This window comes from Clostridioides sp. LIBA-7602, from assembly GCF_056688945.1.
This window is the reverse complement of record NZ_CP196991.1, coordinates 2489420-2505530: the sequence shown is the minus strand read 5'-3', so window position 1 is coordinate 2505530 and position 16111 is coordinate 2489420. Positions and strand designations below refer to the sequence as shown.

12 protein-coding genes are annotated in these 16111 nt (G+C 26.8%); 11 read left to right on the top strand and 1 reads right to left on the bottom strand.

Annotated elements, in window-relative coordinates; translation table 11 throughout:
* The first annotated feature begins 113 nt into the window (after positions 1–113).
* From ACTG45_RS12055 to ACTG45_RS12015, 9 genes are all read left to right on the top strand, one after another.
* Positions 114–1556 (top strand): cell wall-binding repeat-containing protein, encoded by a 1443-nt coding sequence (locus ACTG45_RS12055; protein WP_479916948.1) that lies wholly within the window; start codon positions 114–116, stop codon positions 1554–1556.
* A gap of 68 nt (positions 1557–1624) precedes the next feature.
* The gene (locus ACTG45_RS12050) at positions 1625–1978 is read left to right on the top strand and encodes a hypothetical protein (RefSeq protein WP_479919060.1); all 354 of its coding nucleotides are present in this window, start codon (positions 1625–1627) and stop codon (positions 1976–1978) included.
* Positions 1979–2154: 176 nt separating this feature from the next.
* The gene (locus ACTG45_RS12045) at positions 2155–2976 is read left to right on the top strand and encodes a histidinol-phosphatase HisJ family protein (RefSeq protein ID WP_021385072.1); all 822 of its coding nucleotides are present in this window, start codon (positions 2155–2157) and stop codon (positions 2974–2976) included.
* A gap of 256 nt (positions 2977–3232) precedes the next feature.
* Positions 3233–5116, top strand: a complete 1884-nt coding sequence (locus ACTG45_RS12040; protein WP_479919059.1) for a glycoside hydrolase family 13 protein — start codon at positions 3233–3235, stop codon at positions 5114–5116.
* A 236-nt stretch (positions 5117–5352) separates the two neighbouring features.
* Positions 5353–6237, top strand: a complete 885-nt coding sequence (locus tag ACTG45_RS12035) for a hypothetical protein (protein ID WP_479919058.1) — start codon at positions 5353–5355, stop codon at positions 6235–6237.
* 94 nt (positions 6238–6331) lie between these two features.
* Positions 6332–7012 carry a beta-phosphoglucomutase gene (gene pgmB, locus ACTG45_RS12030; protein WP_021385051.1) on the top strand — a complete coding sequence of 227 codons (681 nt, stop codon included), beginning with the start codon at positions 6332–6334 and terminating at the stop codon, positions 7010–7012.
* The gene (locus ACTG45_RS12025; protein ID WP_479919057.1) at positions 7009–9306 is read left to right on the top strand and encodes a glycoside hydrolase family 65 protein; all 2298 of its coding nucleotides are present in this window, start codon (positions 7009–7011) and stop codon (positions 9304–9306) included. The genes pgmB and ACTG45_RS12025 overlap by 4 nt, the downstream gene beginning before the upstream one ends.
* A 216-nt stretch (positions 9307–9522) precedes the next feature.
* Positions 9523–10416 carry a glycoside hydrolase family 73 protein gene (locus ACTG45_RS12020; RefSeq protein ID WP_479919056.1) on the top strand — a complete coding sequence of 298 codons (894 nt, stop codon included), beginning with the start codon at positions 9523–9525 and terminating at the stop codon, positions 10414–10416.
* Positions 10417–10463: 47 nt separating this feature from the next.
* On the top strand, positions 10464–12767 hold the full coding sequence (locus tag ACTG45_RS12015; protein ID WP_021385047.1) for a glycoside hydrolase: 2304 nt from the start codon (positions 10464–10466) through the stop codon (positions 12765–12767).
* A gap of 357 nt (positions 12768–13124) precedes the next feature.
* Here the strand turns inward: ACTG45_RS12015 and ACTG45_RS12010 are convergent, their stop codons facing one another.
* Complete coding sequence (locus ACTG45_RS12010) at positions 13125–14378, bottom strand: MFS transporter (RefSeq protein WP_021385055.1); 1254 nt, start codon at positions 14376–14378, stop codon at positions 13125–13127.
* 260 nt (positions 14379–14638) lie between these two features.
* Between ACTG45_RS12010 and ACTG45_RS12005 the strand changes: the two genes are divergently transcribed.
* Both ACTG45_RS12005 and ACTG45_RS12000 read left to right on the top strand, forming a co-directional pair.
* Positions 14639–15133 (top strand): hypothetical protein, encoded by a 495-nt coding sequence (locus ACTG45_RS12005; RefSeq protein ID WP_479919055.1) that lies wholly within the window; start codon positions 14639–14641, stop codon positions 15131–15133.
* A gap of 27 nt (positions 15134–15160) precedes the next feature.
* Entirely contained in the window at positions 15161–16108 is a 948-nt protein-coding gene (locus ACTG45_RS12000) for a hypothetical protein (protein WP_021385066.1), read from the top strand.
* Positions 16109–16111: the final 3 nt, after the last annotated feature.

Here is a 16111-nt window from a genome sequence, read left to right as displayed (position 1 = left end):
TGATATAATAACAAATATATAATTATTAAATTATAATAAATGACTATAGCGTAGATTTAGTACTATGCTATAGTCATTTTTGAATTAAACTTGATATATCAAGGGGGAAGAATATGAGAACAATTAAAAGAGTTTTAGCATTAGGTCTAACATTAGCTATATTTCTAATAAATGTACCTAATGTAAATGCATTAACATCAGATACTATTAAAGGTAACAATATATATGAGACAGCTGGATTAATAGCAGACAAGAAGAATTATGATACAGCGATTATGGTAAATATGGATAGTTCAATAGCAGATGGTCTTTCGGCAAGTGGTCTTGCTGGTGCTGTTGATGCTCCAATTTTGCTTGCACAAAAAAACAACATCCCAAATGAAACGAAACAACGATTAAAAAATGTCAAAAAAATATACATAATAGGTAAAGAATTATCGATAAGTAAGTCAGTAGAAACTGAACTTAAAAAAACAGGAGCACAAGTAACTAGATTAGGTGGAGATGACAGAATAAAGACTAGTTATAGCGTTGCTAAAGAGGTAAGTAGTATTAAAAAAGTTGATGAAGTGATATTAACTAATGCATATAAAGGAGAAGCTGATACTATAAGTGCAGCACCTGTGTCAGTAAGAGACGTAGCTCCTATAGTACTTACAGATGGGAAAAGTGTTCCTTTTTCAACAAGTGATGTAAAATCATATGCAGTAGGTGGAAGTATCTCTATGAGTACTAGTTTAGTTAATAAGACCAACTCTAAAAGACTTGGTGGTTCAGATAGATATGACACAAATAAGAAAGTTATAAAAGAATTTTATCCAGATGCATCAGAATTTTATTTAAGCGATGGATATGATTTAGTAAATGCACTTACAGGTTCTACAATTGCTAAAGAAAATCCAATTGTGTTGGTGTCAGAAAGTAGTGATAAATCTATATTAGCAGGAGCAGACAAAATTACTAGATTAGGTACAATAAGTGATAGCATATATAATAAATGTGTTTCTGCTGCACAGAATAATGGTGACTCATCTACAAAAGGTGATTCTCCTATGAAAAATGAGACAAGCATATTAGGTGAACCAACAGCTAGTTTAGAGGCTTGTTTAAAATGGGCTAAATCTAAAAGAGCTAATGATTTATTTATAGAATTAATACCAATACTGTATGATACTGCTGTTCAAGAAGGTGTAAATCCTGTATTAGCAGTAGCTCAATCTGCAAAAGAAACTGGTTTCTGTAATTTTGGTGGGGTATTAGATGCATCATTCAAGAATCCTTGTGGACTTAAGACTTCTTCAGGAGGTTCTGATACTGATAAGAATGCCCACTCAAGATTTGATACGTGGGAAGAAGGAATATTAGCTCAAATTCAACATTTATGTTTATATGCAGGACAAGATGGTTATCCACTTTCAAATCCAGTAGACCCTAGACATGAAAAATCTTTACTTGGGAAAGCTAAAACAGTTGAAGGTCTTTCTAATAATTGGGCTGGAGGTCAATATGGACAAGATTTAGTTAGAATGATGGGGGAAATTGAAGCTACAAAGTAATTAAAGCATTAATTTAAGATATGCTTATTAAAGCTTATCAAATAGCAGACAAATAAGGAATGATTATTGTGAAAAAGAATAATATTTTTAGTATCATATTTCCCACAATTATAATGATATTAATGTTTTTAACCTTTGCTACAGATATATTTAATATACCAAATGTTCAAGCTAAAGGGATTTTCGTAATAGGGATGGTATTAATTTTTCCAGTTGCCTTTTTAATACAGGGGATAGTTTGTGTATTAAATAAAACTAATTGGATTTTATCACTTGTAGTGTCTTTAGTAACTTATATAATATTAATGTATATATTTTTAAATGATTCAGCATATGTATATGTTTTACTTTATGCAGGTTTCTATATGATTGGGCATATAACTGGTAAACTCTATTACAAAATTAAGACTTTTAAAAGTTAAATAAAAAAGCGTATGAAAGAGAAGTGTCTTTAATGATTTTCTAAAATCAAAAATAGATGCTTCTTTTTTATGTAAAAGTATGTAAATAAAATTTAACTCTTATAATATTCTTTTAACACTTGTATACAATGAACTCGTAGTATAATTGAGATAGACAAAATAAAGGGAGGGATAATATGAATTTAATAGATAATCATATTCATACTAATTTTTCAAGTGATGGAAAGGATTCAATGGAAGATACAATAAAAAAAGCTATAAGTATTGGTGTTAGATATTTAACTTTTACAGACCATTTAGAGCATGATGAAGATAGAGGTTTTTGCATTAATTATAATGACTATGTTCCAGTGTTCAATAAATTCAAAGAAAAGTATAAAAAGGACATAGAGTTATTATTAGGAGTTGAAGTTGGTTATAGAAAACATCTAAAAAATGAAATAGAGGAAATAATAAATTCTAATCCTTTTGATTTCGTATTGTGTTCAACTCATACAATTGATAATGTACCTGTTCCATCAAAAGAGTATTTTAAAGGCCTTAGCAAAAAAGATGCATATTATAAATATTTTAATAGTATACTTGAAACTAATCGTGAATTTAGAGACTATAATATATATGGGCATTTAGATTATATATCTAGATATGGAATCTATTCAGATAATAGAGTTATATACAATGATTTTAAAGATGTTATTGATGAAGTTTTGAAGTCAATAATCAATAATGGAAGTGGTATAGAGCTAAATACTTCTGGCTATAGATATGGATTAAATGCTATACATCCAAATGAAGATATATTAAAAAGATATAAAGAGCTTGGAGGGTTTATAGTTACTGTAGGTTCCGATTCTCACAGAGTAGAAGATATATGTAAAGATTTTGATGTGGCCTATGATATGCTTAAGTATCTTGATTTTAAATATGTATCTTTATTTAAAGAAAGAGAAACTTATTTTGTAAATATAGAAAAAGTTAAATCTAACAATATAGCTTAGAGTATGTTTTGAAATTAATTAACAGATAGTAAAAAAGTTAATAGTATAATATTGTATCCTCTAGAAAAATACTAGAGGTTTTTATTTTGCAAAAATAACTATATAGAATTAAATTCAATAAGATAATTTATTTTAAATTGGCTAGAATATCGTTAATATATTTTACTATTATATATTTTTATTGTGATATAATAGTAAAATATATTAACCTATCTTTAAATTATGTAAATTATTATAAAGGAGGGAGAAAATTAAATTGTCTAATAAAAATAAAGAGAGTGTAAATTTAAGCAATCCAATCAAAAAAACTACTCAAAAAAAATTAACAAAAGAAGCTATATTACATATACCTATGAGCAACTATGCCTATGGTTATGATAAAGAAACATTACATATAAGACTTAGAACTAAAAAAAATGAAGCAAAAAAAGTAATTTTAAGAATAGGAGACCAATATGTATGGGATAAAGGTGGTGCAGGAGGAGGAAATTTAAATGCATCTGGAATTGGCTGGTCTGGTGGCTCAAATATAATAATGGATAAAGAATTGGAAACCGAATTATTTGATTACTGGATAGCTAAGTGCAAACCCTTAAATAAACGCTCAAGATATGGGTTTATAGTAGAAGGTCAAGAAGAAAAGATTCTATTCACAGAAAAAAGAATAATAGAGTTGGGAAATGAAAGTTATGAGAAAGAATTGTGCGAAATAAGTAATTTTTTTGGATATCCATATTTAAATTATATAGATATACCCAAGGTACCAAATTGGGTGAAAGAAACTGTTTGGTACCAGATATTCCCAGATAGATTTGCAAATGGTGACCCATCTATAAATCCAGAAGGAGTGGACGAATGGGGAGCTATTCCAACAAGAGATAATTTTACAGGTGGAGATTTACAAGGTGTGATAGAACACTTAGATTATTTGAGTGATTTAGGGATAAATGGAATTTATTTTTGCCCTATTACAGTTGGAAATACAAATCATAGATACGATACGATAGATTATATGGAGATAGACCCTTTATTAGGGAATAAAGAGACTTTAAAAAAACTAATAAAAGAAGCTCATAAGAGAAATATAAAAATAATGTTGGATGCTGTTTTTAATCATATAGGATATTATTCTAAACAGTGGCAAGATGTAGTTAAAAATAAGGAAAACTCCAGATACAAAGAGTGGTTTTATATAAAAGATATGAGTAAAATTGATACTCCAATAGAACAAATAGATGAAAAAAACATACCCTATGAGACCTTTGGATGTGAAAAATATATGCCTAAACTTAATACAGAAAATTCAGAAGTAATAGAATACTTATTGAGTGTAGGTAAGTACTGGATACAAGAATTTGATATAGATGCATGGAGATTGGATGTCTCAAATGAAGTAGACCATGTTTTTTGGAGAAAGTTTAGAGAAGAAATTAAAAAAATAAAACCAGAGGTATATATACTGGGAGAAATTTGGCATGGTAGTTTACCATGGTTAATGGGTGACCAATTTGATTCAGTTATGAACTATTTGATGTCAGAAGCTATGAAAAAATTCTTTTGTACAGATGAGATAAATGCTGAAGAATTTAAATACATGATAAATGATATAATGGTAAGTTATCCAATGCAAGTTAGTGAAGTTACTTTTAATTTACTTGGAAGCCATGATACTACAAGGATACTGAATTATGCTAGTGGAAATATTGATAGAGTTAAACTCGCATATTTGTTTATGTTTATACAATCAGGGAGTCCTTGTATATACTATGGTGACGAAATTGGAATGGAAGGAGAACTAAGTTCAATATCTGAAGGACAAAGAAAATGTATGGAATGGAATGAAGAAAAATGGAATAAGGATATATTTGATTTTATGAAGAAGATTATTAGACTTCGTAAAGAAAATAAAGAACTTAGGTCTATGTCTAATGAATGGGTATTAGTAGATAAGGAAAATGGAACAATTTTATTAAGAAAAGAATCCATTTCTGTAATAATAAATAATTCATCTAGAGATATAACTTTAAAATTGCCAGATTATTTGGCAAATAGAAAATCAAAAGATTTATATGAAGAAAAAATAGTAGATTTAAAAGAAGAAATAATATTAAAAAAATACAAGTTCCTCATTTTAAAATAATATAAAAACGTATTTATTTTAGAGTTCATGATAATTTCATGATAAAGTTTTATACTATTAAAAAAACATTATTAATCATGATAATCAAATGCAGTACAATTTTATAAAGAAACTATTTGTAGTAAAATAAATGAAGTAAATTTTTTATTTGAATAAAAATAAATGTTAACACTTCTAATCATTCTGTAATTTAGTAAAAACAAGTAATTACTGAATAGGTAGGAGGAAGTAAAGATATGAATGACTATAAAGATCATATAGTTATAGTAAAATCTGGGGTTGTAAATCTAATTTTGGGAGTTACATTTTTATTAATTGGAATTATTATAAATGTATTTCTTGTATATATTAAATTATATTATATAGTGCTAATTACTTTTGTATTTACAATGTATGGATTAGCTTCAATTATCAATTATATGAGAAAGTATATTATTTTTGACTTACATAGTATTAAAGTTCGTAAATGTATGGGAAGTGAAAAAGAGTATTCATATCATGATATCACTAAAATTTCAATAAATAACAAGAAGCAAGGGTGTCCAGTCAAGATATATGTGGATAAAAATAAAATTGTAACTTTTTTTATATCTGATAAAAATTATATGTCTGCTATAGCTGAAATGAAGCGAAGAGGGTTACCTTTTGATAATAAAGCCATAGACTATATATCAGATACTCCATTATGGATTCCAATTTCATATAATGAAATTAAAGAGTTTTGTAATGAAGCTTCACGAAAACTTGAAAATCAGATTCAGGAAAATCTATATAAAATAGAAAAAGAGTTGGAAACAGATATATCTTTTTCTTTTGGTATAGATGTTCAACAAAATCCGTTCATATGTGTATTTTTAGTGTGTGTTATGAAGAATGAAAACTATACAAAATTTGCAAAAAAATACAGGGGAAAAGAAGCATGGGCTATATTTCCAGTGTATATGGTTGGACCAAAATTGTATAAAAAAGAAATTGAAAAAGGAAAATTTATTTGTAACATAAACTATTTAAATGCTTTTTCTGGAGTAATGTGGTCGAATTTTTGTAGAACGATAAAAAAACAAGGTGTACAAGAAAGTAAAATGGAAATGGATTTTGAATTAAAGACTAAATTAGAATAGATAATTCCATAAAAAATATCTTAAATACAAGAGATAGGATATAAAATAAATTGATTATTAGTTTAAAAAATTCTTGTAGAAAGAGGAAATAAGAATGATTGAAGCATTTATATTTGATTTAGATGGTGTAATTACAGATACTGCATACTATCACTATATGGCTTGGAAAAAACTAGCACATAATGTTGGTATAGATATAGATACAAAATTTAATGAATCTTTAAAAGGAATAAGCAGAATGGAGTCGTTGGATAGAATATTAGAATTTGGAAATAAAAAATACTTATTTTCAGAAGAAGAAAAATTGAAAATGGCTGAAGAAAAAAATAATAATTATGTATCATTAATAGATGAGATAAATTCAAATGATATTTTGCCTGGAATAGAAAGTTTGTTAAGTGATATAAAATCTAATAATATAAAAATAGGCTTATCTTCTGCAAGTAAGAATGCAACAAATGTATTAAATCATTTGGGTATAAGTGATAAATTTGATTTTATAGCTGATGCAGGAAAATGTAAAAATAGCAAACCACATCCAGATATATTTCTTATGTCAGCAAAAGGACTTGATGTAAATCCCCAAAATTGTATAGGAATAGAAGATGCAAATGCAGGGATAGATGCTATAAACTCTGCTAATATGTTTTCTGTTGGAGTTGGAAACTATGAGAATTTAAAAAAAGCAAATTTAGTTGTAGAATCAACAAGTCAATTAAATTTTGAATATATACAAGAAAAGTATAATGAGTATATGGTTAGGAGAATTATATGAAATGTTTATTTAATAATATAGATGAATGGAAGATTACACAAGACAAAATTGAAATCAAAGAAAATAGATTAGCAGAATCTATAATGAGTATAGGTAATGGTTACATGGGTATGAGAGGAAACTATGAGGAAAACTATAGTGGAGATACTCATAAGGGTTCTTATATAGCTGGAGTATGGTTTCCAGATAAAACTCGTGTTGGATGGTGGAAAAATGGATATCCAGAGTACTTTGGTAAAATTCCTAATTCAGTCAACTATATAGGGATAAGAATTTTCATAGATGATGTAGAATTAGATTTAGCAAAATGTAAAATTGAAGATTTTTATAGAGAACTAGATATGAAAAATGGTATTTTAAATCGTAGATTTATTGTACACATAAATAATAAAAAATTTGAAGTTAACATTACTAGATTTTTAAGCATATCAGTTAAGGAGTTAGCAGTAATTAAATACAGTATAAAAGCATTAAATTCTGATGCTAAAATAAAGTTCATACCATATTTAGATTCAAACATAAAAAATGAAGATTCAAATTATGAGGAAGAGTTTTGGAATGGAGTTTCTTCAAGTTCTTTAGAATATCAAGGAAGCATACTTTCTAGAACAAAGGAAAATGCATTTAATACACCAGTATTTACTGTGGGTGCAATGATGCATATTAAGGCAAGTGGTAAGATAAAAGACATATCTCATACAAATGACTATAATTACTGTGAGAATTCAATAACAATGGATATTCTAAAAAATGAGGTTGCTAGTATAGAAAAATATGTATCTATAACTTCAACTAGAGATTATAAGGAAAGTGAGTTATTAAGAAAATGTGAAGATATTTTAAATAGAGAAATACCTAAAGGTTATAATGATATATTAAATGAACATATCAAATTATGGAATGAAAGATGGCAAAGTGCAGATGTAAAAATAAATGGAGATAAAAGCAGTCAACAAGGCATACGATACAATTTATTTCAACTATTTTCAACATATTATGGAGAAGATTCAAGATTGAATATAGGTCCAAAAGGCTTTACTGGAGAAAAGTATGGAGGGGCTACTTATTGGGATACAGAAGCATTTTGTGTTCCAGTATATCTAGGGGTAGCAGATAAGAAAGTAACTAGAAACCTTCTGGAATATAGATATAATCAATTGGAGCAAGCAAAAGATAATGCAAAAAAACTAGGACTTAAAGGTGCCTTATATCCAATGGTTACATTTGATGGAGTAGAATGCCATAATGAGTGGGAGATAACATTTGAAGAAATACACCGAAATGGAAGTATCGTATATGCAATATATAATTATACAAATTATACAGGTGACTTTGAATACATAAAAGAAAAAGGAATAGATGTAATAATAGAAATAGCTAGATTTTGGGCTAGTAGAGTTCACTTATCTATAAAAAAAGATTTGTATATGATACATGGTGTAACAGGTCCAAACGAGTTTGAGAACAATGTCAATAATAATTGGTATACTAATTATATAGCTAAGTGGTGCTTAGAATATGCTGTAGAAAATGTATTAAAATTAGAAATAGAATATAGTGAATGTATTGACAGAAACAGTGTAACTAAAGAAGAAGTTGAGCTATGGCAAATGATATCAAAAAAAATCTATCTGCCATATGATGATGAGTTAAAAATAATAGTTCAAAATGATAATTTTTTAGATAAAGAATTTATAGAAGTAAAAGATTTGCCAAAAGAAAATCTTCCTCTTAATCAAAACTGGTCCTGGGATAGGATTCTTAGGTCTTGTTTTATAAAACAAGCAGATGTATTACAAGGAATTTACTATTTTGGAAATAGATTTACTAAAGAAGAAAAAAAGAGAAATTTTGATTTCTATGAAAAATATACTGTACATGAATCTTCTTTATCTTCTAGTATTTATTCCATTATTGCTTCTGAAGTAGATGACTTAGAAAAAGCTTATGAATTATACTCAAGAACTGCTAGACTTGATTTAGATAACTATAATAATGATACCAATGATGGACTTCATATAACTTCGATGTCTGGTTCATGGCTTTCCATTGTACATGGATTTGCAGGTATGAGGACATGGGATGAGACTTTATCTTTTGACCCTAAATTACCTAAAGAATGGAGAAGTTATTCTTTCAATATAAATTATAGAGATAATATTATTAATGTAGATGTATGTAGTGATTTAATTAAAATAGAAAATTTAAAAGGTAAACCAATAAAAATTATTGTATATGGTAAAAAATATATATTAGAAAAATATATAAAAATTGATAGAAATAAATTTAAATAATATTTTTATTATGTAAATAGTTAAAATAAGTTTATCTAATTATGAATTTATTTTAACTATTTTTGTTTAATAGAAAACTATATATTATAACAATAATCGTGCTTTTGGTTAAATATATTTCATAAATCTTCATAAAATCTTCATAATTTCGTAAAGAAGATGTAACAAAAATAAGATATATTGTATTCAGCAGATAAATAAGGGAGGACAATAATTATGAAGAATAAAAAATTCATTGTTATAATACTGATAATATCAGTTTTAATAGGTGTAGGAGTAAAAGAATATTTCACTAGAGATATAAATAAGGAAGATATAGAGGTCAGTAAGTATATAAAATATGCTGATTTGGCAAGTAAAAATAATGTACAAGTTAACTGGAAGCATGTAGCTTCTATTGTTGCTGTATTGAATAAAAATAACTTGAAAGATATTAAAGATTCACAAATAAAAGAAGTATCAGATTTATTTGTTAAAAATTTTTCTAAAAATAATAAAATAAATAAATTAAGTAATGTTCTGGATGAGTTAGAATTTAGTAATAAACAAAAAAGATTGGTTGATAATTATATTGATGAGCTTAAGGAGTATGGCATAAAGCCAGAAAGATTGAAGTCTGATACACAGTATATGAAGTTTATAAACGAAATTAAAGCAGAAGCTATACAAAATTACGAAGATTATAAAATACTTCCATCTATAACTATTGCGCAAGCTATAATCGAATCTAGCTGGGGCAAGTCAACTTTAGCAAAACAACATAATAATCTATTTGGTATAAAGGCGGATGCTTCTTGGAAAGGGAAATCAGTGACTTTAGAAACAAAAGAACATTTAGATACAATTATAGATGATAAATTTAGAATATATGATGATAAAAATGAATCTATAAAAGACCATGCAAAATTTTTGGCTACAAATAAAAGATATAAAACCAATGGTGTGTTTGACGCAAAAACGTATATATATCAAGCTAAAGCATTAGAAAAAGCTGGTTATAGTACTGCAAAGGATGAAAATGGAAATAGCATATATGCAGAACGTTTAATAGAACTAATTCAACAATATAATCTTCAATTAATAGATAGTGAAATTCAAAGTGAAATGTAACTTTGACGTAACATAAGGATGATATATTTATCGAGGAGGTGGCTTTTATGAAAAAAATAGTCTCGATATTTATAAGTTGTATGGTTGTTGTAACTACTCTTACTGGATGTAGTAGTGGTGAGGTGGCTAATAGCACATCATCCATGTATAGTGTTAAAAATTTGGATTTTAGCTTTGAAGTGAAACCTGAAACCTTTGAGGTATCAGTTGAATCCGGTGGTTCAAAAGAAAAGATATCTGAACCATCAAAAGAAAGGAAGGTATCAAATTTTAAAAAGACGAGTACACAAGCATCGTGGACATATCCTGATGAAAACATAGACATAAATATAAAAAAAGAGGACAATTATTTAGATGTAAATATTAAATCTAACTCAGAAAAAGAAACGAGCTTTAATTGGCCTAAAGTTGAAGGTGAAAGCTATGTACTACCACTTTATGAAGGTAAGTTTATTCCAAGTAATGATAAGTACTGGAAAGAGCATTTAAATGAATCAACTTATAATGTTATAGAATCTTTTTCAATGCAATTCTTTGCAGTAAACAAGGCAAAATATTCTGTGCTCTATATTATTGAAAATGAATTCAATAATGAAATTGAATTTAGTTCTAAAGATAAGATTAATTTTACATTTAAACATGAATATCCAAGTATCAATAAAAATAAAGAATATGGATTTAAAGTATATTTGACTAATAAAAATATTACAGATGTAGCAAAAACTTATAAAAACTATATAGTTGATAAAGGAGAGTTTAAAACATTAAAAGAAAAATCTAAGGAAAATAAGAATATTGAAAAGCTTTATGGAGCACCACAAATTTATTTTGGAGATAAATCTATAATAACAATAAATGATATTAAATGGAATAAATTAAAAGAAAACTTATCAGATGATTTGGTTAATTGGATGAAAGAACTTTTAAGTATGAAGCCTGATGATAGTGAATTTATAGAAGTGATTAATCAAATAAAAACTCAAGATTATATAGATAAATATCAAAAGAATCAAATAGTTCAAGTATTTAATGAAGTTATGCAGATGAATACTTTTTATAATGACAAAGTTTTTAACAGCAAGGATAAAGAGATAAAAAAAGTACTAGATAAAGGTATATCTAAATTAAATAGAGTAGAACTTATAGAATTTAACAAGAAGTTATTAAAATCAAAGTTGGGAGACAGTGTGAATAATGTTGATACATGGGCAAAGTATAATACAATTGATGTAATTAATGATATCAATAAATCTGGTATTAAAAATGCTTGGATAGGCTTTGATGATATGGAAGAGGGTTATATATCCCCAGAGATGGTTAAAAGAGCTAATGATTTAGGGTATCTAGTAGGACCATATGATTCATATCATTCTATACACAAGCCAGGGGAAGAAAAATGGAGTACGGCGTCATTTAAGGATAAATCTCTATATGAAAATGCTACTATAGAAAATAAAAAAGGTGAAAAAGAAACTGGATTTCAAGGAGAAGGAAGAAAGCTAAACCCTACATTGTCTTTACCAAGTGTGAAAGAGAGAGTACAAAGTATATTGGAAGAAGGATATAAATTTAATTCTTGGTTTATAGATTGTGATGCTACAGGTGAAATCTATGATGATTATTCTCAAAATCACATAACAACTCAAGCACAAGATTTAAAGGCTAGACTTGAAAGGATGTCATATATAAGAGATAATGCAAATATGGTTATAGGTTCAGAAGGTGGAAATGATTTTTCAAGTAGCACTATAGCATTTGCACATGGACTTGAGACACCAGCATTTGCTTGGGTAGATAAAGATATGAGTAAGAATAAAGAAAGTGAATATTATGTTGGTAAATACTATTCTCCAACAGGAGGAGTACCAGAAGTATTTTCAAAACAGATACCTGTAAAAGAGAAATATAAAAAAATATTTATAGACCCAGTTTACTCTCTGCCTTTATTCAGATTAGTTTATAATGATTCTGTTATATCTTCTCATCAGTGGTTATGGGGAACTTTCAAAATTAAGGACGAAGTTGGAAGTAGAATGATGAGAGAAGTATTGTATAATACACCACCTATGTATTATATAGATAGAACTGAATGGGAAAAACACAAAGATGAAATAGTTTCTCATAATAAAATATGGTCAGAGTTTAATAAAAAGGCTATTAAAAAAGAAATGACAGACTTTAAATTTATTTCTGAGGATAGATTAGTTCAAATGACTGAATATGGAGAAGATTTAAAGGTAGTAGCTAATTTCTCTCAAAAGGATGTCAAGTATAAGGATGAAGTTATAAAAGCAAATTCTCTGGTAATATATGATGAAGATAATAAAGTTGTATATAAACCAGAACAATAGATTTAATGAAAATAAAGATTGTTTAGATTTTAAGTGAAAAACAATATAATATTTATTTAGTTTATATTAAAATAGTGGCTATATTAATCTTAATAATTGATATAGTCACTATTATTTATATCTTTTTTAGTATATGACTCTAAAGTAAAATATTCAAAAATTCGATTTTGTATTTCTGATTTATCTTCAGTAGCTGATTTTATTTTAGAAATTATAGATAAAGTTCATATATATCGAAAATAAATAAACATTATGTCAAATGGCCATTCTGAAATAAGAATCAATCTAGTCATTTGACTTTAAAAATATTTTTGAAAAAATGTCAAAATGGATGTTTTTAGTTATAATATGATTTTATTATGATATTTCGTTCTTATATAGATGCTTAGCAAGAATTGAGATTAATAGCATAATTATAAACATACATATTATAGGTATATAAACTTTAAGACTAAAAACTTCAAATAATTTACCATGCATAATTTGACCAACTGGGGCAACACATTGTGATACAGCTGTAATAGTGGCCATTACCTTTCCCAATAATTCATTAGGCGTTTGTTTTTGAACAATAGTTAGAACAAATACAGCAATAATTGTCATAGACATAGCTACAGGTATAATACAAATAAATAGTAGTATAAAAGATGGATAATATCCTAGTCTGAGCATTGAAGGTGAAATTGAAATAGCCATTGGTATCATCAGAATACTAATTAGCATTAACCAGCGATATAGTGTATTCATCTTCATTTTTTTTGCAAATAAGCCTATTGAAAGTGCACCTAAAACACTGCTAAATTCGATAATTCCTATTCCTATACCATACATATTATTACTACTGTTCATCGTTACACGTAAAATATATTGTATTCCTACAAGTAAAAATGGAGTTAAAAATAAATTTAAAGAAGCTGCCAGAATCATAGCTTTACTAATATAAGGTTGTTTTATGATATAAGAGAACCCTTTTTTCATGTCACTAACTATGGTCATTACTATATCTCCATTAAGCTCTCTTTTATTAAAAGGTATATAAATAAATATCTCCATCACTGCTGATAGAAAAAATGAAATGCAGCTTATAATAAGAAGCATCTTAATTCCAATAAGACCATATAAAAAACCTCCAAGTACAGGAGCAAACATACTTGAAAGTGCACCTATTCCATTTACAATTCCATTTGCTTGTTCTAAATCTTTTTCATTTACTATTAAAGGTATGCTTGCCTGTACAGTAGGTTGATACATACAACTAATAATAGATAGGAGTATCATAACAATTCCAATCAATACAATAGAATCATTTAGAGTAGAAAAAAGACAGATAAAAATGAGAATAATTATAGAACTCATAAAATCAAATATAACCATTAGATTTCTACGATTGAATCTATCAGCTATTGCACCACCAATTGGGGACAATAGAAGTGGAATATTTGATATTGCATATAAAGTTGCAAATATATCTGCACGACCTGTTATATCTAAAATATAAGTAGAAAGAGCAAATCTTAATAATGATGAACCCAGTATAGATATAATTTGACCAAGTACCATAAGGTTAAAGTTTTTGTTAAAAGAATTATTTATTTTATCTAAATTTTGCATTTATAGAACACCTCTCTTTTTTTATGACTGACCGTCAGTCTATTAACATTATAATAAACTATATCCAAAAAGTCAATAGTATATATCCAATGAAAAATTTTAAGATAAGTTTTTACTGTTAATATAGAAATCAATATATATGAAAGATTATTATGTCTTAAAAAGGATAAGAGCTATATGGTGAATAATCAAAAATGGGTAATTTAGAAGAGTTTTTATGAATAGTATTAATATATAGATATAGGGAGATTGATGTGATTATGTATGAAAATAATAAGGTAATCTATAATTTTGAAAGATGTGAAAGACTAGAAAATACTTTTTATCTATCTCAATTTAATACATATAAAAATTTTAAGTTAGCTTCTAAAAAATCCATAGTAAATTCATTGGAGACATCTGTTTGTAATATGAATATTCATAATATAAGTCTTGTTGATACGATGGAGTGTGTATCATTAGAAGATGAGCAAATGACGGGAAAGAAGTTAATTTTAGTTGGTGATATAGATACTAATGTGATACTAGATTATGTGGGAAATAAGAGAAATAGAAGCTCTAATAAGAGAAATATACTTAAGTTAAAAATACCTTTTAGTACATTTATACAAATGCCTAGAAGAATAGAAAATAAAGAGAAAATTAATTTAAAGTATCTTATACAAGATATGACATCGTCTATTTTAGATGATAATAATTTATTTATTAGTGTGACTGCAATTATAAGTTATGAAAATAGTTCTAAAATGGAGTAATCTTTAAATTATAGAAAGGTGGATGCAATGAGAATAACTAAAACTACTTTTAATGATGTCTTTTCAAATGATATAAGTGGAAGTATTTTAAAAGTAGAAAAATATGTTGATAAAAAATGTGCATCTGTATTCGAAATTTTGACTTATACTATTATTGTTACAAATACGAGTAGATATAAAACAGGAAATATATTTTTTAAAGATTATATTTCTAAATATATAGAATTTATAAATAATACTGTAAAAGTTAATGGTATTATAAAATGTGGATTAGACCCACAACAAGGTTTCTACATAGGAAAAATAGATGCTAATTGTAAAAAAATAATATCTTTTAAGAGTGTAGTTTTGCCAAATTCAGCATATAGAGTTATAAAAAACAACGCTAATATATACTATTATTATAAGTGTACCCTAGATAAATTTCCAACAAGAATATCAGTAGAAAGCAATAGTGTTTATACCAATATAAACAAAACTGTATTTAAGCAGTTGAATATAAGTAATTCTTTAAAGATGCCTAAAAACCTAAAAGATATATTAAAAGTAAACATAAATAGTAAGATACTTGATGTTAAACCTATAAAAAATCCTACAAACAAAGGAAAAGATTTAAAACTGTGTAATTTAATAGTTTTTGGTAGTATAGAATTTGAAATGGACTATAGTTGTAGAAATAGGAGTAAGTTCAAAGTAGTGAACAAGTCTGATAATATTCAGAAAGAAAAGGGTTATGATAATGATTTACAAAATAATAATGAAAATGTAAGTGACTGTAAGAAACAAACAAGTTTTAATGAGAATAAAGTAAAAAATATAACAAAAACTTTTGGATTTTCTTGTTTTATTTGTTCACCAGTTGGAATAGTTTATGAGGATATGAAAAATATAAATGTAAAAATTGAACATACATCAATAAATGAGTTAAATACAGATGAATTATTTATAAATACATCACTTTTATTGTATTATTAACTC